This is a genomic window from Brevundimonas vesicularis NBRC 12165, from assembly GCF_001592205.1.
Lineage (GTDB): Bacteria > Pseudomonadota > Alphaproteobacteria > Caulobacterales > Caulobacteraceae > Brevundimonas > Brevundimonas vesicularis.
Genome location: NZ_BCWM01000015.1, coordinates 1 through 18,904, shown reverse-complemented (window position 1 = coordinate 18,904; position 18,904 = coordinate 1). Strand labels below are relative to the sequence as shown.

Below are 18,904 nucleotides of genomic sequence, written 5' to 3'. Positions count from 1 at the left end.
ATCCCAAGCCCCGCCGATGCGCGGGCGGTCGATCCGGCTGAACCCCGCGCCTCCATCCTTTCAGGAGACGCCTGAATGTCCTTTTCCCCGTCCAATCCGCCCCATGTGGGCATCGTCGGCGCCACCGGTCTGGTCGGCGAGATGATGCGCGGCCTGTTGGCCGAGCGGAACTTCCCGCTGGCTTCGCTGCGCCTGTTCGCCTCGGCCCGGTCGGCGGGCAAGACGATCCGCTTCGGCGAGACCGACATCGTGGTCGAGGATGCGGCGAGCGCCGACTACGCTGGTCTGGACATCGTCTTCTTCTCGGCCGGGGGCGAGACGTCCAAGGCCCTGGCGCCCAAGGTGGCGGCCGCCGGCGCCGTGGTGATCGACAATTCCTCGGCCTGGCGGTCTGACCCGCAAGTGCCGCTGGTGGTCGCCGAGGTGAACCCGCACGCTTTGGCCAACCTGCCCAAGGGGATCATCGCCAACCCCAACTGCACCACCATGGCCGCCATGCCGGTGCTCAAGCCCCTGCACGACGCGGCGGGGCTGAAGCGTCTGACGGTCTCCACCTATCAGGCCGTCTCGGGCGGGGGGATCGAGGGCATCCGCGTGCTGGAGGACCAGTCGCGCGCCACCGTGGGGCAGGGTGCGGCCCTTGCCCGCGACGGCGGGGCCGTGGACTTCGGCCCGCCCGAAAAGTGGGTCGTGCCGATCGCGGCCAACGTGGTGGCATTGAACTATACGCTGGGAGAAGACGGCTATACCGACGAGGAGCTGAAGCTGCGCGACGAAAGCCGCAAGATCCTGGAAATCCCCGGTCTGCCGGTCTCGGGCACCTGCGTGCGGGTGCCGGTCTTCACCGGCCATTCGCTGTCGATCAACGTTGAGTTCGAGCGCCCGCTGTCGGCGGCTCAGGCGCTGGACCTGCTGGCCCAGGCGCCCGGCGTGGTGGTGACCGCGGTGCCGAATCCGCTGGAGGCGTCGGGTCAGGACCCGGTCTTCGTCGGCCGGGTGCGCCCTGATCCGACCGTCGAGCACGGCCTGGCGCTGTTCGTCTCGAACGACAATCTGAGGAAGGGCGCGGCCCTGAACGCGGTCCAGGTCGCCGAGGTGCTGGTCCAGCAGCGCGGCTGACTGGCGAGGTTAATCGTAGCGCACGCCGCTGAGATAGAGCCCTGCCGAGGGGGCGACGGGGCCGCACCGGGCGCGGTCCTTCGCCTCCAACGCGGCCTTGACGTCGTGGGCGGTCCAGCGGCCCAGCCCCACCTCGACAAGTGTGCCGGCCATGGACCGGACCTGACGGTGCAGGAAGCTGCGCGCCTGGAACACCAGATGCACCTCCTCGCCGAACCGAGTGACGCGCGCCACGTCCAGCGATTTGACCGGCGATTTGGACTGGCAACCGACGTCGCGGAAGGTGGTGAAGTCGTGATGGCCGACCAGCACCTGGGCCGCGTGATGCATGGCCTCGGCGTCCAGGGTCTTCTTGACGTGCCAGACCCGGTCGCGCTCCAGCACCGGCTGGGGGCGGCGGTTGAGGATGCGGTACAGATAGCCCCGGCCAGTCGCCGAGAAGCGGGCGTGCCAGTCGGGATGAGGCGCGTATTCGGCCGCCAGGACACAGACGTCCTGGCGCACGAGATGGGCGTTCATGGCGTTCAGCACCGTATCGACGGGCCAGTCGCGGTCCAGATCGGCATGGATGACCTGGGCCGTCGCATGGACCCCGGTATCGGTGCGGCCGGCGGCGGCGATGCGGATTCGTTCGCCGGAGAAGGCGTGAATGGCCGCCTCCAGCGCGCCCTGCACCGTCGGTTGGCCATCCTGCGCCTGGAAGCCGTTGTAGGCCGTGCCGTCGTATTCGATAGTAAGTTTATACCTAGGCACTCAGGACTCCACATGGCCGTCATCGACCAGTTTCAACCGCTAGACCGAGAGCGGGAGCTTAAGCTGCACCCAACTCACGTTGTGGGCCACTATGGCGTGTTCAGGCGCGATGGGCGCTCGTTCTTGCAGATCGATACACTTGGATCAGCAGATAGAGCGAAACCGAACAGCCAGAGCCAGACTTTCCAACTGACTTCCGAAAGCGCAAAGGCGCTTTGGGAAATCCTGGGCCGCGAGTTCAACCTCTCAGCCTAGGCTGGTCCCGACCGGCAGGGGGAAGCCGCGCAGCATCTCCTCGGCCGATTGCGCCGCCTTGCCTTCGCGCTGGACGCGGATCAGACGCACCGCGTCGTCGCCGCAGGCCACCGTCAGGGCGTAATCCAGCACGGTTCCGGGCGCGCCCGATCCGTCCGCCAGACCCGACAGCAGCGCCTTAATCCGCACGGGGCCGGCCTCTGACGGAGTCTCGAACCAGGCGCCGGGGAAGGGCGACAGGCCTCGGATATGGGCGTCCACCTCGGCGGCGGGGCGCGTCCAGTCGATCCGGGCCTCGGCCGGGGTGATCTTCTTGGCGTAGGTCGGCTCTCCAACCTGTTCCGAGGGGGTGACGCCGCCCCGGTCGATGGCGGCCAGCGCGCGCGGCCACAGGCCCGCGCCGACATGGGCCATCCGTTCGGACAGGCTGGCGGCCGTGTCGTCGGGCAGAATGTCCATCAGTTCGCTGAGCAGGATGGGGCCTTCGTCCAGACCCAGGCTCATCTGCATGATCTGGACGCCGGTCTGTTTGTCGCCGGCCATGATGGCGCGCTGGATCGGGGCGGCCCCGCGCCAGCGCGGCAACAGGGAGCCATGCAGGTTCAGACAGCCCAGGCGTGGCGCCTCCAGCACCTCGGTCTTCAGGATCTGGCCGTAGGCGACGACGCAGGCCGCATCGAGATCCAGGCTTCTGAAGGTGTCGATCGCCTCGGCGTCCTTCAGGCTTTCGGGCGTGAAGACGGGCAGGCCCATGGTCTCGGCGAAGGCGTGGACGGGCGACGGCGTCAGCTTCTGGCCCCGGCCCTTGGGGCGTGGCGGCTGTGAATAGACGGCGACGATTTCGTGACCCGAGGCGATCAGCTCGGCCAGGGACGGCACGGCGAAGTCGGGAGTTCCCATGAAGGCAAGGCGCATGGGCACGCCTTTAGAGGTTTACTGCCAGCGGGTGAAGACGCCGCCGCCCTCGTCCCATTCGCCGCCCGCATCCAAGGCGTCGTCGAAATCGAGCAGACGGTCCAGCAGAAGGCCGGCGACAACACCCAGCAGGGCCACGCCGGCCAGGGTGGTGACGCCGGCGACGCCGACCTTCTGGCTGCGCGTCAGGCGACGACGGCCCGAGGAGTCGATGATCAGCGAGCGGCCGCGCGGGATGGACGGCGCGATACGACGTGCGGCGCGTTCTATACGTTCGGGGCGGACGATCTTGGTCATCAGGCGGCGATCCTGTCGCGGGCGGCCTTCTTGACCTTGGTCACGGCGCGGTCCCGCTTGAGACGCGACAGATGGTCGATGAAGAGCACGCCGTTAAGGTGGTCCATCTCGTGCTGAATGCAGACGGCGTAGAGACCCTCGGCCTCTTCCTCCACCGACTGACCGTCACGGTTCAGATAGCGAATGCGGACGCGGGCCGGGCGTTCCACCTTGTCGAAATACTCGGGGATCGACAGGCAGCCCTCTTCATAGGTGTAGAGCTCGTCCGAGGTCCACAGGATTTCCGGATTGGCGAAGAAGCGCGGGTTCTTGCGCGCCTCGACGTTCTCGGCCGCCTCTTCCTCGGTCTCGCAGACCACGCCGTCCTTGTCGCCCAGGTCCATGACGATCACCCGGTCCAGAGCGCCGATCTGCACGGCGGCCAGGCCGATGCCCGGCGCGTCGTACATCGTCTCCAGCATATCATCCATAAGGGTGCGGACGGCGTCGTCCACGGCCGCGACGGGCTTGGATACCTGCTTCAGGATCGCCAGGTCGGCGGCGTTGTCGATGGTGAGGATGCGTCGAATGGCCATGGCCGGGACGTAGGCCCGCCCCGGCGCAAGGTCAAGATTTGCGCCCCTTGCCGCGCTCTACGCCTTGCCGGGCAGAGGGCGAGGTTTGCGGTTCTCGTCGATGGCCACATAGGTGAAGACGCCCTGGGTCACGCGCACCGACGCGGCCTGGGGCTGGCCCCGCGCTCGCTTCCACGCCTCGACCTGGACGCGGATGGATGTGCGGCCCGAGCCGATGACATGGGCGTAGATGCTGACCTCGTCGCCGACCGAGACGGGCTGGTGAAAAACCATGCCGTCCAGGGCCACGGTGACGCAGCGCCCGCAGGCCAGTTCGAACGCCGGGGTCGCGCCCGCGAGGTCCATCTGGGCCAGCAGCCAGCCGCCGAAGATGTCGCCCTCGGGGTTGGTGTCTGCGGGCATGGCGATGATCCGACCGACGGGCTGGAATTCGGGAGGCTGTTCGGGGGCGTCGGACATGGAGGGGCCTGCAGTTCGGGGAGGCGGGCTCTCTAGCGCGGCTTCGGCGGCTTGTCGCCCTTGAGCGCCTTTGGACGTGCGGGCTCTGGGACGGACAGGGTCAGACGGGAAGTGCGAAAAGCCTGCGCATCGCGCAAGGCGCGCCAAGCGGCGCCTAGCTCCAAGGCGGTCAGCAGATGTTCCTGGGTGAGGACGGTGCGCCGAGACGCCCGCAAGGTCGCGACATCGGCCATCAGACGCGCAGCGGCCTGCACTTCCTCGCGGTCCGACCGCGCGCCCAAATCCTCGAGGCGGGCGAAGCGCCATCCCTGTTCGGGCGGATAGCGCAGGGCCAGGGCGAAGCGTTCGGACGGCTCGATCTGGCGGGCAATGAAAATCCAGTCCGCCGTGTCGGGATCGCGGCGATAGTGGCCCGGCTGAGTGGGAAGGCCGGCCTGGGCGTAGATTTCCAGCGCCCAGGCTTCGATTTCCGCCAAGGCCAGGCTCAGGGCGTCGGGTTCTTCCGGCTCAAGCTCGGTCGGCCGCTCGAACGGGTTTGTCGTGTCCTCGGCGGGCGCAGCCGGGGACTTGCGTGAAAACAGTCCCGAAAGCAGCGTCCGCCGTCTGGCCATGACGTCAGTTGTTGAGCGTGCTGGTCACCGACACGTCATAGATGACGCGGGTCAGGCTCTGAACGACCTCGAAGAACTTGCGCATCTCCGCGGCGCCGGCCAGGGGCACATAGATCACGTCCTCGGGCATAACCTGCATATTGGTGGCGGCGAACACGTTGGCGGCGTCGCTGAAGTCCAGCTCATAGACGACCGGCACGCCGCGCGGTGTGGCCGGCTGATTGATGCCCAGCGCCTGGGCCACCTCGGGACGTTCGAAGCGGAAGATCAGAACGCGACGCGCATTGGCCGTATTGGTGTTCAGCCCGCCGACCTTGGACAGGGCGCCGGTCAGGGTCACGGGACCGGCCGGCATGTCGACCTGGGCCACGGCGTTCAGGCCCCCGAAGGTCGAGAAACGACGGGGCTTGTACTGAACATTGACCACGTCGCCGCGCTGCAGACGCACGTTCTCGCCGAACTCGGTCGTCACCGCCGACAGGGGCGCGGTGTAGGTGCGGCCCTCGCGCTGGATTGAGATGGTCAGGTCGTCGGTGGTGCGGGCCGAGCCGCCGGCTGCAGCGATCACGTCCAGGATGCGGTCGCTGTTGACGCCCAGCGGTGCACGACCGGGCTGGCGCACGTCGCCCAGCACGTTGACCGTGTTGGAGGCATTGCCGGCGATGGACACCAGCACCTGCGGATTGGCGACCTTGCCGACCAAAGCGCGCCGGATCGCCGCCGCCGCCTGGGTGGAGGTCAGACCCTGAACACGAACCTGCCCGCCGAAAGGAATGGTCACCGAGCCCGACCGATCGACCGTCGCGCCGGGAAGGGCCTGGTTGCCGCCAGACATGGTTGCGGCGTTACGGCCCGACGCAGAGCTGGAGCCTAGGCTTCCACCGAACAGCGCGCCTGACGGATCGAAGATCGAGATCGCCAGGGTGTCGCCTTCGCCGATCACGTCAGCGGGTTGATTGCTCGATCCTGCGGCGAGACTGCCGAAGAACTGCGGCGGAATCTGCTTCATGCGTTCGGTGGCCTCGAACGTCAGCGGCACCAGCGCGTAGCTGCCCAGAGCCGAGGCGGTCGTGGCGCCGGCGTTGACCGAGGCGCCCGACGGCCCGTCGCGCGGCAGGGTGGAGCAGCCGCCGAGAATGGCGACAATGGCAAGCGGCAGAATGGTGCGCGTCATGAAGCTGGATAGCCCTCGTTCGCGGATTGATTACAAGCCTTTGGCCGCGCTCGCCAGTGGCGAAACGGGCTGCAGGCCAATGGCGTCGGCGACGATGCGGAAATGCTCCGACCAGGACGGCGCTTGGTAGGAAGGCGGCGTCGGCGGAGGAACAAACGTCGCCCGCTCGATGGCGGCCAGCCAACCCAGGCCATCGAGCGGATCGATCAGTTCGGCGTGCGGCGTCAACTCGCGGTGCGGCGGAATGTCGGAGGCGATCAGCGACAGGCCCATGGCACAGGCCTCTACGGCGGGAAGGTCGAAGCCCTCGACGGAGGACGGGGCGAGTACGGCGCGCGCCCCGCGCATCAGCCTGGCCAAGACAGCATCGGACAGATTTGCCGCCTGGTGAACGACCCCTTGCAGATTGGGCGAGCGCTGAAGGTGATCCAGCACCGCCTCGTTCTCCCAGCCGTAGCGACCGACAAGCACCAGGGACGGCGTCTGATCGCCCATCCGTTCTTCCAGTCGCCGCCATAGTGTCAGCAGCAGAGCCAGATTCTTGCGCGCCTCGATCGTGCCGACGTGGACGAAATAGGGACGTGGCGCCGCAAAGGCGTCCCCTGCGACGAAGGCCGGCTCCAACCCGAGGTGGGCGACGTGGACCGGCGGCAGTGGCAGGCCCTCGCGCTCGGCGAAAGCGCGCAGTTCATCGCCTGTATAGGCGGAGTTGACGATGATCCGGCTGGCCAGGCGCAGGGTGTTTGACACCCGCGCATGGTGTTTGTCGCCGTCGCCAGGTCGGCAGAACTCAGGATGGGTGACGGGGATCAGATCGTGCAGCAACACGACGCGTTCGATCCCGGCGGCCTTCAACTCTTCCAGCGCCGTTGGCTCATGCAGGGTGGTGTGGCCCACGGTCAGATACAGGTCGGCCTGCGGCAGCGGGGCGACGTGGCGCGAACGGAAGAACTGTTTGAACACCCGCGTCTTGTCGGCGGGCTTCTCCTTCTCGGGCGCGGGCGCCGGGCACAGCACCGAGGCGGCCGGCCGTCGTTCCGCCGTCAGGGCGGCGAGCAGCCGCTGCTCGTGCGCCAGATCGGCCGCCGTGCTGGCGGCGCCGTTCCACTTGGCGCGCAGGTCGGCCACGAACCGCCGGAACCAGCCGATCTCGACGGCGACCAGCCGGTTCTTGCGGCCACGCACCGGGATGGTCGTGACATCGGGCGAGGCCAGCAGCCATTCGGCATAGGCCAGACATACCCGGTCCACGCCCGTCGGGGCCGACCGTTCGGCCCGGCTCATCAGCCGGCTGGCGTCGTAGAGGATGCGCATTAGGCGACGTAGCCGGCCTGCATCAGTTCGGCGATATGGACGATGGCTGTGGGTTTGCCGTCCTCGACCACGAACAGATTGGCGATCTTGTTGGCGGTCAACAGATCGACGACGTCGCTCATGCGCGCATCCGGATCCACGGTGATGGGATTGGCGCCCATGATATCGGCCGCCGTAAGATGGGTGGTGTCGCGCTGGAAGGCTCGGCGCAGGTCGCCGTCCGTGACGATGCCCGCGAGCGCGCCATCGGCGTCCAGGACGGCCACCGCGCCCTTTCGGCCTTCGGTGATGGTCGAGACCACGTCGCCGAAGCTGGCGTTCAACTGCACGCTGGCCGGGACGGCGGCATTGTCGCCCATCCATTCGCGCACGCTTTGCAGGCTCATACCCAGGGCGCCGCCGGGGTGGTGCAGGCCGAAGTCCATGGCCGTGAACTCGCGGCGATCCATCAGCACCATGGCCAAGGCATCGCCCAGGGCCAGGGTCATCAGGGTCGAGGTGGTGGGCGCCAAGCCGTTGGGGCAGGCCTCGGCCACCTTCGGCATGGTCAGGCAGACAGCCGCGTTTCGACCTAGGAAGCTAGCCGGCCGCTGCGTGATGGCGATCACGGGAATACCGTTGCGTTGGCAATAGATCAGCGGATCGCGCAGCTCGCGGCTCTCGCCCGAATTGGAGATGGCCAGCACCGTCACGTCCGGACGAAGCATCCCCAGATCGCCGTGGCTCATCTCGGCCGGGTGGACGAAAAAGGCGTTGGTGCCGGTCGAGGCCAGGGTGGCGGCGATCTTGCCGCCGATATGGCCCGACTTGCCCATGCCGGTGACGACGACATAGCCCGGGCGGCTCATGATGACATCCACCGCGCGGGCCAGCGAAACGTCGATCGAGCGTTCCAGCGCCTCCAGCGCTTCGATGTTCAGGCGCACGACCTCGCGGGCGCGGTCTGTCATCACGGCGATGTCGTCGGGGGTCGAGTGAGCGATCTCGGTCATTGTTTCCTGGCCCGCAGCCGGGCTCTCCTTCTTTGACGAGCGCGATCCGCCGTGAGTGCGTTTCGCGCGCCGCCTCCCTTTCAGACGACTTTGTCGGTTTCTGGTCAACCTTTGCCGCTCTGGCGCGTTACGCCGACCGGGGAACTAAAACAAAGAGTTTGATCGTCAATGCCGTCTCATGCCGGAGCCGCCTCGCTATTGCTCCCGACGCCGCCCGTCGTCGCCGACGGGATCGCACTGTTCTTGGACATGGACGGTGTGCTGGCGCCGATGGCCCCCACGCCCGACGCTGTGGCGCCGACGGCCCGTCGTACGGCGGCGCTGAAGGCGGTAGAGGCGCGACTTGCGGGCCGCGTCGCCATCGTCAGCGGCCGCACTATCGCCGAGATCGACCGCATTTCCGATCACGCCCTTGTCTCGGGCTCGGGCGTGCATGGCCTGGAGCGGCGTCTGAAGGACGGCTCCATTGAACGCAAGACGCCCGACGCCGGCGTCGCCCACGCGCTGGATGCATTCGAGGAATTCGCCGCCGATCGTCCCGGCGTAATCGTCGAGGACAAGGGCGTCTCCGTCGGTCTGCACTATCGTCAGGCGCCGGATGAAGCCGGCGCCGCCAAGGGGCTAGCGGCCGAGCTTCAGGCCGAAACGGGACTGACGCTCCAACCCGGTCATATGGTGCTGGAGCTGAAGACGCCCGGCGCCGACAAGGGCACGGCCGTCACGGCCTTCATGCAGGAGGCGCCGTTCAAGGGCGCGGTCCCAGTCATGCTGGGCGACGACCTGACCGACGAATATGGGTTCGAGGCTGCGGCGGCGCTGGGCGGATACGGCGTGCTGGTCGGCCCCAAGCGCGAGACGGCGGCCCGTTACCGACTGGACGATGTGGATGCTGTGCTCACCTGGCTTGAAGCCGTAGCGAAGGCCTGAACCGATGAAGCCCAATCTGGATCTGTTTCCCATCGGCAACTGCGGCGTCAGCGCCCTGATCGACCGCCAAGGACGTTTCGTTTGGGCCTGCGCGCCGCGCGTGGATGGCGACCCGGTCTTTTCCGCCCTGATGGACGGCATGGCGCCCGAGCATGGCTTCTGGGCCATCGAGATGGAGGACGTGAAGTCGATCGATCAGGCCTATGTCCGCAACACGCCGGTTCTGCGCACGGTCATGACGGCCGAGGACGGATCGTCAGCCGAGATCATCGACTTCGCCCCGCGTCATCCGAAGCACTCGCGCACCTATCGGCCGCTGGCTTTCGCCCGCATCGTGCGGCCGCTGTCGGGCACGCCGCGCATCCGTGTGCGGTTGCGGCCATCGACGGACTGGGGCGCGCGCCGGGCGCCGCATACCTCCGGATCCAACCACATCCGCTATATGTGCGCCGACGTCACCTTCCGGCTGACGACCGATTGTCCCGTGTCGCATGTGCTGGAGGAGCGCGTGTTCCGGCTGGAGCGGTCGCACGCCTTCTTCCTGGGTCCGGACGAGGGCTACGACCAGGATGTCGGCCACGGCGTTCAGGGCGCGCTGGATCGCACGGTGGCCTATTGGCAGGACTGGGTGCGCAAACTCTATCTGCCGCTCGATTATCAGGAGGCAGTGATCCGTGCGGCGATCACGCTGAAGCTGTGCGCCTATGAAGAGACCGGCGCCATCGTCGCCGCCATGACGACCTCGGTGCCCGAGTTCAAGGAGAGCGGGCGCAACTGGGACTATCGCTACTGCTGGATCCGCGACGCCTATTACACGGTGCGGGCGCTGAACCGGTTGGGTGCGGTCGACATCCTTGAGAACTACCTCGTCTATCTGAGGAATCTGGTCGACGACTCCGCCGGCGGTCATGTCCAGCCGGTCTATGGCGTGGGTCTGGAGCCTGGAATCGGCGAGAGCATCATCGACAGCGTCGAGGGCTACCGCGGCATGAAGCCGGTGCGGATCGGCAATCAGGCGCACGAACATCTGCAACACGACGTCTACGGACAGATCGTGCTGCCTCTGGTCCAGGCCTTCTATGACGCACGGCTCCTGCGTCCGGGTACGCTGGAGGATTTCCACGCGCTGGAGGCGATCGGCGAGCGCGCCTTCGCCATGCACGATCAGACCGACGCGGGCCTGTGGGAGTTCCGCACCATCGCGCGGGTCCACACCTATTCGTCCGTCATGTGCTGGGCCGCCTGCGATCGTCTGGCCAAGGCGGCCGACCACCTGAACCTGCCAGATCGGGCCGCCTTCTGGCGTGAGCGCGCGCAAATCATCCGTCAGCGGATCGAAGCCGAGGCCTATCTGCCCGACGAGGGTCGATTCGCCGCCAGCTTCGGCGGCCGCGAGTTGGACGCTTCACTTCTGCAGATGACCGATCTGGGCTTCCTAGAGGCGCACGATCCGCGTCAGGTCGCCACCTTCGACGCCATCGAGCGCGATCTGAAGAAGGGCAGCCACCTGTTCCGCTATGTGGAGCCGGACGACTTCGGTGAGCCGGAGACCGCCTTCAACTTCTGCACCTTCTGGTTCATCGAAGCCCTGCACCAGAACGGCCGCATCGAGGAAGCCCGCACCATCTTCCAGGAGATGCTGAGCCGGCGGACGGCGGCAGGGCTGTTGAGCGAAGACATCTCGATCGACGATGGCGAACTGTGGGGCAACTATCCGCAGACCTATTCCCTGGTCGGCATCATCAATTGCGCCGTGCTGTTGAGCCGTTCCTGGACCGATGTGCGTTAATGTCTGGACCCCGGGGCTGGGGTCGCCGTGTGAAGTGAAGTCATGAGCCGCCTGATCGTTGTTTCGAACCGGGTTTCGGCCCCGACCGACCCCGCCGCCGGGTCCGCCGGCGGCCTGGCCATGGCTCTGTCCGCCGCCCTTAGAAAATACGACGGCCTGTGGTTCGGCTGGTCGGGCGAACGGGTCGATCACTACACGGGCGAGGTGAAGATCGAGGACCGGGCCGGCGTCACCGTAGGGCTGGTCGATCTGGAGGGGCAGGACGTCGACGAATACTACAACGGCTACGCCAACAAGACGCTATGGCCGCTATTTCACCACCGCATCGACCTGGCCCAATATGAGCGGTCCTACGGCGAGGGCTATGAGCGGGTGAACCGGCGTTTCGCCGAGGCGCTGGCCCCGTTGATCCAGCCGGACGACATGATCTGGATCCACGATTATCACATGATCCCGATGGCGCGGGATCTGCGCCGCTTGGGCGTGCGCAACCGGATCGGCTTCTTCCTGCACACGCCCTGGCCGGCACGGCAGTTGCTGGTGACCCTGCCGCATCACCGGCGGCTGGTGGAATCGATGTTCGATTTCGACCTGATCGGTTTCCACACCCAGGAATGGAGCGATCTGTTCACCGACTATGTGGTGTCTGAGGCTCAGGGCGAGTTGGACGGGACCGGCGGGCTGGAGTGTTTCGGTCGCAAGGTCCAGACCGGCGTCTTCCCCATCGGCATCGATGTGGATGGTTTCCTGGCGGCGCGAAACTCGGCGCTTGGGGCGCGAACCTATGATCGAATGGCGGCGTCGTCGGCTTTCCGCTCGATGATCGTGGGGGTGGACCGGCTGGACTATTCCAAGGGGCTGGAAGAGCGGCTGCTGGGTTACGAACAGTTCCTGCACGACAACGCCTCGATGCGGGGCGAGGTCTTCCTGTTGCAGGTCACGCCGATCTCGCGCGACGACGTGGACAGCTATCAGGACATTCGTTCGCGGCTGGACGCCCTGGCGGGACGGATCAACGGCGCCTTCGCCGACATGGACTGGCAGCCGATCCGTTATCTGAACCGCACCTATCGCCGGGATCAGCTGGCGGGCATATACCGCGCGGCGCGGGTGGGGCTGGTGACGCCTTTGCGCGACGGTATGAATCTGGTGGCCAAGGAATATGTCTGCGCCCAGAACCCGGACGATCCCGGCGTGCTGATCCTGTCGCGCTTCGCCGGGGCGGCCGAACAGATGGGCGAGGCGCTGCTGGTCAATCCCTACAGTCGCGAAGAGCTGTCGGACGCCATCCAGAAGGCGCTGACCATGCCGCTGGCCGAGCGGATCCGGAAATGGGAAGCCCTGATGGATGTGGTTCGCGCCACCGATGTCGGCATCTGGCGCGATGATTTCGTGCGCGCCCTGCAAGCCGATGAATCGACCTCGCAACCGACGCAGTGGGCCGGCGCGGCCTGACGCCTAGCGCAGGTCGAAGGCCAGCATCAGGGTGCGCTGGGCCGGATTGAAGTTGTCGTCGGACAGGATGTAGAGGCGGGTCCCGCCGTTTCGCATCTCTGCGGCGATCCCCTCGAAATTGTCGGTCGTGCCGGGCAGTTTCAGCTCGATCAACACCGGCCCCAGCGTTCCGTCGGGGGCCATGCGGCGCACGCGCGCGCGCATGTCGATGGGCGCCCGGTACAGGCGCTGGACCACAAACCATCCGGCGCCGGACGGATCCCGATCTAAACCGGTGATGCGGTATTCGCTGTCGGGGATCGGCGTCTGCGGAGGCGTGCTCACACCCGTGCATCTCGCAGCTGAGCAATCCCAGACGCCGCCGGCCTCGCCCGAGACGCGCCAGCCGCCGGGAGCAACGGCCAACCCCTCCATCCCGTCGTTCTCGGTGAAGGCGAAGTCGGGCGACCGCACCGGCGTCGGCTTGGTCTTCAGCGCCGACAAGGGACCGTAGTTCCAGATCCGGTGACGCCGCTCGAAACTGACCAGCAGATCGCCGGAGGGGGTGATGGTCAGGCCCTCGGCGTCGCCATCCGACTTGTCGGAAATCGCGGCGCCGTCCTGAAGCGTCAGCCGACGCGAGCGGAAGCGATCCAGGCCGACCACCCGCCCCCGGGCGTCCAGGCGAATGTCGCCGCGCACCAGATCACCGGTGTCTGACACCGTGACGAAGCCGCCGTCGCCGGTCAGCTTCAGGTCCGACAGGCTGTGCAGCGGCGATGTCGGGGCCGCGCTGATCTGCAGGCCGCCGGCGAACGTGACACTGTCAGCCAACTGCGTGCCGCCGGGCAGGCCCAGGCTGACGCTTCGCAGTTCCGCGACCTGGGGCGTCCAGCCGTCCGATGACAACGGATAGGGACGCGGCGCGCCCAGCCAGGCGGCGCAGGCCGACAGCGACAGCGCGACCCAGACACTGGCTAGCCGGCCGAAACGGCTCATGCCGCCAGCTTTCGCTTGGTGCGACGGGTGGGACCCGCCGCGCCCTCGTTCTCGAACAGTTCAGCCAGCTTCTCGGTCATGGCCCCCGCCAGCTGTTCCACATCCACGATGGTCAGGGCCTTGCGATACCAGCGGGTCACGTCATGGCCGATGCCGATGGCCAGCAGTTCGACCGGCGAGCGATCCTCGATCTCGGCGATCACCTGACGGAGATGCTTGTCCAGATAGAGCGCCGCATTGGCCGACTGGGTGGAGTCGTCGACCGGCGAACCGTCGGAAATGACCATCAGGATGCGGCGCTGCTCGGTGCGGGCCAGCAGGCGATTGTGCGCCCATTGCAGGGCCTCGCCGTCGATGTTCTCCTTCAGCAGGCCTTCGCGCATCATCAGGCCCAGGTTCTTCTTGGCCCGGCGCCAGGGCGCGTCGGCGGCCTTGTAGATGATGTGGCGCAGGTCGTTGAGGCGGCCGGGATTTTGCGGCTTGCCGGCGGTGATCCAGGCCTCGCGGCTTTGTCCGCCCTTCCAGGCGCGGGTGGTGAAGCCCAGAATTTCGACCTTCACCCCGCAGCGTTCCAGCGTTCGCGCCAGGATGTCGGCGCAAACCGCCGCCACCATGATCGGCCGCCCGCGCATCGAGCCGGAGTTGTCCAGCAGCAGGGTCACGACCGTGTCGCGGAACGGGCTTTCGCTCTCGGCCTTGAACGACAGGGGGGCGGTCGGGTCAGTGACGATCCGGGTCAGCCGCGCGGTGTCCAGCATCCCCTCTTCAAGATCGAAGACCCAGGAGCGGTTCTGCTGGGCCAGCAGGCGACGTTGCAGCTTGTTGGCCAGGCGCGACACGACGCTGGACAGGATGGCCAACTGGCCGTCCAGAAGGGCGCGCAGCCGGTCCAGCTCGACCGGGTCGCACAGGTCGGCGGCGTCCACCACCTCGTCGAAGGCGGTGGTGAAGACGCGGTAGAAATCGACCGCGCGGCCGTCGTCAGCCGCCTGCTGACGGTTCGGCTGCTGACCCTCCTGAATTTCCGGGCCATCGTCGGCGCCTTCGCCGTCGGGATCGGCGGGCGCGCCCTCGGGGCGACTTTCGCGCTCCTGCTCGGAAGACTGATCGTCGGCGTCGCCCTCCATCGACTGGGAGCCTTCGCCGCCGTCCTGCTCTTCGTCCTCATCCTGATCGTCGTCAGCCGCGGGGTCCTGAGGATCCGGTTCCTCGTCGCCGGGATCTTCGGACGTATCTTCGCCGCGCCCGTCGCCGGGGTCGAGGTCCAGCGCGCGCAGCACTTCGCGCATCTTCAGCGCGAAGCCTTCCTGATCGCCCGCCGTGCCGGCCAGGGCGTCCAGCTTGGCGCCGGCCTTGGCCTCGATGTTGGCGCGCACCAGATCCAGCATGGCCCTGGCGCCGTCCGGGGCGGGGCGTCCCGTCAGCCGCTCGCGCACCAGAAGCGCCACGGCCTCGGACACGGGCACGCGCTCAGCGTCGCTGATGCGCAGGGCGCCGGTCTTTTCCAGCCGCGTGATCAGGGCGGCGCCCAGATTGTCGCGCACCCCGGCCAGATGTTCCGAACCGAAGGCCTCGACCCGCGCCTGTTCGACCGCGTCGAACACCTCGGCCGCCCTGGCGTCCGCCGGCCGCATCCGGCTGTTCACCGCCGCATCGTGATTGGCCAGACGCAGCGCCAGCCGGTCAGCCTGGCCGCGCAAGGACGCGCTCTCGGGCCCGGACGGATCGCGCGGCGGATGGGGCAGGGTCAGGACGCCGTTCGACAGCTTGGGCCCGTCGGACCCGAACACCACCTCCAGTTCGGGCTGTTCGGCCAGCGCCCGCGCGGCATGACCCAGCGCGCGCTTGAAGGTTTCGGCGGGAGTATCCGGGGCGGCCATGGCCCTCAGTTAATCGCTTCGCGCCTGCGATAAAAGCGCCGTCAGCCGCCTTTTGAAATCGGCACCCGCCGGCCGTAGGTCAGACAGCGCCAAACCCACTCCAGCGGCCCCATGCTGAACCGCGACAACCACAGCGGCGACCAGATCAGTTGCAGCGCCCAGACCGCCAGAACCAGGCCCCACATCTGGACATAGTCGACCCGTCCGAACAGGCGCGGCCCCCACGGCATGTAGAAGATCGACGTCATGATCAGGGTCTGGGTCAGATAGTTGGTGAAGGCCATCTGTCCCACCGGCCGCAGCGCCGCCGTGATCCACGCCAGCCCCCGGGTCGTCGCCAGCACGATCAGGCTGACATAGGCCAGGGTGACGAAGACGGGGAAGGAGGCGACGACCTCCGCCAGGCCGCGCGTCGGGTGGGTTCCGGCCGGGGCCAAGGCCTCGCGCCATTCCAGCACGCCCAGCAGGGCCAGTACGGCTCCGCCGACGCCGATCAAGGCGACATAGACCCCGTTGGGCGCCCGGCCGCTGAACACGCCGGCCTTGAACAGGCCCAGACCCAGCATCATCAGGGCCACGGTCGAGAACACGAACATCGTCAGGCTAGCGCCCTGCAGCAGCAGCCAGTTCTGCAGGTTCTGGCCCATCGCCCCGGTCCAGCCGCTGCGATAGGCGGCGATCGACTCCGTCACCATGGCGGCAGTGTAATGTGGCCCGCCCTGGTTCATCGCCTCGGTGATCGCCGGCGGCCCGGCGACCATCAGCCAGGTCGCGCCCGCCTGCATCGCGCCCAGCAACAGGGTCACGCCCAGGCCGATCCCGATCAGCGTTCCGGCCCGCATCGACCGCATCAGCATCACGAACAGGCCCGACCAGGCGTAGAGCAGGAGCACGTCGCCATACCAGAAGGCCAGGCCGTGGATCAGGGCGATGACGGCCAGCCAGAACAGGCGGCGCCGCAGCAGTTTGCCACGCGCCGCATCGTCCCGCTCACCCCCGACCAGATAGATCGAGGCCCCGAACAGCATCGAAAACAGGGTGATGAACTTCTGATGGAAGAAGACGTCCATCGTCCAGCGCGCCACGGCGTTCGCGCCGATGACTGGAAACGGGCTCAGGCTCGCATCCTGATAGACCATGACCGGCAGGCCAAACGAGACGACATTGACGGCCAGAATGCCCAGCACCGCCAGCCCCCGCATGACGTCCAGGCTGGCGATGCGCGAGGTCGCCGCGACGGGCGACAGGATTTCCGCCGCATCCTTGTCCGTGTCGTCCATGGTCATTCTCGGATTCCCCAATCCTCGAACTCAGGCGTCAGGCGCGAATACCAACCCTGCTTCTCAGCTTTTGGGCATCAGGCCCAGTCTGTCCTTGACCGCCGGTCGCGCCTCGAAGGCGATGAAGGCGGCGCACAACCCGGCCCACAGGGCGTAGCTGACGCCCACGATCATGGCGATGGGCAGGCCGCCGACGCCGAAGATCAGCAGGGTGGTCTCGGTCGCGCCCAGGGCCTGCATGACATCGCCGGCCTCGAACCAGCCCATCACGCTCATGCCCAAGGCGACGACGATCTGGACCAGGGCCGCCGCCAGGCCGCCGTACATCATGAAGCGCCAGACGACACCCAGCCGTGTGCCGGGTCGCCCGTCGCGCTTGCGCTCGTTCAGCACGCGATACAGCGCCAGCGGCACGGTGATCAGGCCGATCAGCATCACCACCAGCCGCCAGTCCATGTCGCGGCCCGGCAGATAGGCGTGGGGCCGCCAGAAGGGGAGGGTCAACCACAGGGGCGGCCAGGCCGCGCCGGCCAGGCACGCCAGAATCCGGGGCGTCCGCCCAGGCCGCGCGGCGATGGTCGCCTGACCGGGCAGGTCGGAATAGCTCTCGAACCGGCTCATCGCGTCGGCGCCGGCGCAGCGCCGGAATAGTCGTAGAAGCCGCGGCCGCTCTTTCTGCCCAACCAGCCGGCCTCGACATATTTCACCAGCAGGGGGCAGGGGCGGTACTTGCTGTCGGCCAGGCCGTCATACAGCACGTTCATAATGGCCAGGACGACGTCCAGACCCATGAAGTCCGCCAGTTCCAGCGGGCCCATCGGATGGTTGGCGCCCAGGCGCAGCGCCTTGTCGATCGAGGCGACGTTGCCGACCCCTTCATACAGGGCGAAGATGGCCTCGTTCATCATCGGCACCAGGATGCGGTTGACGATGAAGGCGGGAAAATCCTCGGCGTCCGTGGTGGTCTTGCCCAGGCTCTCGGCGAAGGCGACGGCGGCGGAATGGGTCTCGGCCGAGGTGGCGATGCCGCGAATGATCTCCACCAGCTTCATCACCGGCGCCGGCTTCATGAAGTGCAGGCCGACGAACCGGTCCGGCCTGTCCGTCGAAGACGCCAGGCGCGTGATGGAGATCGACGAGGTATTGGACGCCAACAGGGTTTGCGGCCCCAGGTGCGGCACCACCTGCGCATAGATGGCCTTCTTGACGGCCTCGTCTTCCAGCGCCGCCTCGATGACCAGATCGGCGCCGGCGACGGCCTCGGCCATTGCGTCGCTGGTCGTGATGCGGGCCAGGGCCGCATCGGCGGCGGCCTGATCGACCAGACCGCGTCCGACATGCCGCGCCAGGCTGGCCGCGATCTCGCCCTGCGCCAGCGGCAGCCGGTCGGCGACGACGTCATAAAGGCGAACCGAATAGCCCCCGAGCGCGACCGCCTGAGCGATGCCTGCGCCCATCTGTCCGGCGCCCAGAATGGCGACTGTGGTGATCGTGGTCATGAACCGTGGTCGAAAGTGGTCGGGCGGGCACCTTTAGAAAGGAAGGCGCGCGGCGCAAGAGCGGATCAACCCTCTCGCATCAGATTTCCGCCCGCCGTGTCGCCTCAGCCGAGCAACTGGATCAGGGCCGGCGCCGCCGTGCGGTTGAACAGCACGCTGATGAACTGCAGCAGCAGGATCACCACGATGGGCGAGATGTCGATGCCGCCCAGGTTCGGAATGATGCGGCGGAACGGCTCCAGCAGGGGCGCGGTGACCCGGTCCAGGAAGGTCCCGACCGAATAGACGAAGCGGTTGCGATAGTTGACGACGTCGAACGCCACCAACCAGCTCAGAATGGCCTGGGCGATGATGAACCAGATCATCAGACTGATGATGGTGTTGATCAACCAGACGAGCGCATAGCCCATGAACGGTAACTCCTGCTTGGATCGGCGCTTCTAGCCTGTTCGCCCCTGCTCCGACAACGGCCGTATCCGACCTGCGCGCTTTGCGCGCACAAGCCCGTTGACACCACGCCCGCCCGCCTTCTATGTCCGCCACGCCTGTGAAACCCGATCCCACGCTGGAAACGGGGCCGTAGCTCAGTTGGTAGAGCGCGTCGTTCGCAATGACGAGGTCAGGGGTTCGAC

Annotated in this window: 20 protein-coding genes; 5 read left to right on the top strand and 15 right to left on the bottom strand. The window is 67.1% G+C overall.

Annotated elements, in window-relative coordinates:
* Positions 1 to 75 precede the first annotated feature (75 nt).
* Complete coding sequence (locus BVE01S_RS12435; protein WP_066628039.1) at positions 76 to 1,119, top strand: aspartate-semialdehyde dehydrogenase; 1,044 nt, start codon at positions 76 to 78, stop codon at positions 1,117 to 1,119.
* A gap of 9 nt (positions 1,120 to 1,128) precedes the next feature.
* Here BVE01S_RS12435 and truA read toward each other — a convergent pair whose 3' ends face one another.
* Positions 1,129 to 1,872: a tRNA pseudouridine(38-40) synthase TruA gene (gene truA, locus BVE01S_RS12430; RefSeq protein WP_066628037.1), complete on the bottom strand. Its 744-nt coding sequence runs from the start codon at positions 1,870 to 1,872 to the stop codon at positions 1,129 to 1,131.
* A 12-nt stretch (positions 1,873 to 1,884) separates the two neighbouring features.
* Between truA and BVE01S_RS12425 the strand changes: the two genes are divergently transcribed.
* Complete coding sequence (locus tag BVE01S_RS12425; RefSeq protein WP_045809924.1) at positions 1,885 to 2,127, top strand: hypothetical protein; 243 nt, start codon at positions 1,885 to 1,887, stop codon at positions 2,125 to 2,127.
* On the opposite strand, the gene fmt is transcribed toward BVE01S_RS12425, so the two are convergent.
* The 8 genes from fmt to BVE01S_RS12385 are packed head-to-tail and all read right to left on the bottom strand — an operon-like array spanning position 2,119 to position 8,464.
* Positions 2,119 to 3,042, bottom strand: coding sequence for a methionyl-tRNA formyltransferase (gene fmt, locus BVE01S_RS12420; RefSeq protein ID WP_066628035.1), 924 nt, complete (start codon positions 3,040 to 3,042; stop codon positions 2,119 to 2,121). The genes BVE01S_RS12425 and fmt overlap by 9 nt on opposite strands.
* A gap of 18 nt (positions 3,043 to 3,060) precedes the next feature.
* Positions 3,061 to 3,339: a hypothetical protein gene (locus BVE01S_RS12415; RefSeq protein ID WP_084375400.1), complete on the bottom strand. Its 279-nt coding sequence runs from the start codon at positions 3,337 to 3,339 to the stop codon at positions 3,061 to 3,063.
* Complete coding sequence (gene def / locus BVE01S_RS12410) at positions 3,339 to 3,914, bottom strand: peptide deformylase (RefSeq protein WP_066628033.1); 576 nt, start codon at positions 3,912 to 3,914, stop codon at positions 3,339 to 3,341. The genes BVE01S_RS12415 and def overlap by 1 nt, the downstream gene beginning before the upstream one ends.
* Positions 3,915 to 3,971: 57 nt before the next feature.
* A complete protein-coding gene (locus BVE01S_RS12405; protein WP_066628030.1) occupies positions 3,972 to 4,373 on the bottom strand; it encodes an acyl-CoA thioesterase in 402 nt (133 codons plus the stop codon).
* A 32-nt stretch (positions 4,374 to 4,405) separates the two neighbouring features.
* Positions 4,406 to 4,984: a hypothetical protein gene (locus tag BVE01S_RS12400; protein WP_066628027.1), complete on the bottom strand. Its 579-nt coding sequence runs from the start codon at positions 4,982 to 4,984 to the stop codon at positions 4,406 to 4,408.
* A gap of 4 nt (positions 4,985 to 4,988) precedes the next feature.
* A complete protein-coding gene (locus BVE01S_RS12395) occupies positions 4,989 to 6,158 on the bottom strand; it encodes a polysaccharide biosynthesis/export family protein (protein ID WP_066628024.1) in 1,170 nt (389 codons plus the stop codon).
* Between the two features lie 30 nt (positions 6,159 to 6,188).
* Positions 6,189 to 7,472: a glycosyltransferase family 4 protein gene (locus tag BVE01S_RS12390; protein ID WP_066628021.1), complete on the bottom strand. Its 1,284-nt coding sequence runs from the start codon at positions 7,470 to 7,472 to the stop codon at positions 6,189 to 6,191.
* The gene (locus BVE01S_RS12385) at positions 7,472 to 8,464 is read right to left on the bottom strand and encodes a KpsF/GutQ family sugar-phosphate isomerase (protein WP_066628018.1); all 993 of its coding nucleotides are present in this window, start codon (positions 8,462 to 8,464) and stop codon (positions 7,472 to 7,474) included. The genes BVE01S_RS12390 and BVE01S_RS12385 overlap by 1 nt, the downstream gene beginning before the upstream one ends.
* Before the next feature lie 168 nt (positions 8,465 to 8,632).
* Between BVE01S_RS12385 and otsB the strand changes: the two genes are divergently transcribed.
* Genes otsB through BVE01S_RS12370 form a run of 3 tightly spaced genes read left to right on the top strand, consistent with a single transcriptional unit; the run spans position 8,633 to position 12,635 of the window.
* Complete coding sequence (gene otsB, locus BVE01S_RS12380; protein WP_240612151.1) at positions 8,633 to 9,391, top strand: trehalose-phosphatase; 759 nt, start codon at positions 8,633 to 8,635, stop codon at positions 9,389 to 9,391.
* Between the two features lie 4 nt (positions 9,392 to 9,395).
* The gene (locus BVE01S_RS12375; RefSeq protein WP_066628012.1) at positions 9,396 to 11,180 is read left to right on the top strand and encodes a glycoside hydrolase family 15 protein; all 1,785 of its coding nucleotides are present in this window, start codon (positions 9,396 to 9,398) and stop codon (positions 11,178 to 11,180) included.
* A gap of 42 nt (positions 11,181 to 11,222) precedes the next feature.
* Positions 11,223 to 12,635, top strand: coding sequence for an alpha,alpha-trehalose-phosphate synthase (UDP-forming) (locus BVE01S_RS12370; RefSeq protein ID WP_066628004.1), 1,413 nt, complete (start codon positions 11,223 to 11,225; stop codon positions 12,633 to 12,635).
* Between the two features lie 3 nt (positions 12,636 to 12,638).
* Here the strand turns inward: BVE01S_RS12370 and BVE01S_RS12365 are convergent, their stop codons facing one another.
* The 6 genes from BVE01S_RS12365 to BVE01S_RS12340 all read right to left on the bottom strand — a co-directional run bounded on the left by BVE01S_RS12365 (position 12,639) and on the right by BVE01S_RS12340 (position 18,682).
* Positions 12,639 to 13,613, bottom strand: a complete 975-nt coding sequence (locus tag BVE01S_RS12365; protein ID WP_066628002.1) for an esterase-like activity of phytase family protein — start codon at positions 13,611 to 13,613, stop codon at positions 12,639 to 12,641.
* On the bottom strand, positions 13,610 to 15,493 hold the full coding sequence (gene cobT, locus BVE01S_RS12360; protein WP_066628000.1) for a cobaltochelatase subunit CobT: 1,884 nt from the start codon (positions 15,491 to 15,493) through the stop codon (positions 13,610 to 13,612). The genes BVE01S_RS12365 and cobT overlap by 4 nt, the downstream gene beginning before the upstream one ends.
* Before the next feature lie 41 nt (positions 15,494 to 15,534).
* Complete coding sequence (locus BVE01S_RS12355; RefSeq protein ID WP_066627999.1) at positions 15,535 to 16,779, bottom strand: DUF418 domain-containing protein; 1,245 nt, start codon at positions 16,777 to 16,779, stop codon at positions 15,535 to 15,537.
* Between the two features lie 57 nt (positions 16,780 to 16,836).
* Complete coding sequence (locus BVE01S_RS12350) at positions 16,837 to 17,394, bottom strand: phthalate transporter (protein ID WP_066627996.1); 558 nt, start codon at positions 17,392 to 17,394, stop codon at positions 16,837 to 16,839.
* Positions 17,391 to 18,272 carry a 3-hydroxybutyryl-CoA dehydrogenase gene (locus tag BVE01S_RS12345; RefSeq protein ID WP_066627994.1) on the bottom strand — a complete coding sequence of 294 codons (882 nt, stop codon included), beginning with the start codon at positions 18,270 to 18,272 and terminating at the stop codon, positions 17,391 to 17,393. The genes BVE01S_RS12350 and BVE01S_RS12345 overlap by 4 nt, the downstream gene beginning before the upstream one ends.
* Positions 18,273 to 18,376: 104 nt before the next feature.
* Positions 18,377 to 18,682, bottom strand: coding sequence for a YggT family protein (locus BVE01S_RS12340; RefSeq protein WP_017504977.1), 306 nt, complete (start codon positions 18,680 to 18,682; stop codon positions 18,377 to 18,379).
* Positions 18,683 to 18,904: the final 222 nt, after the last annotated feature.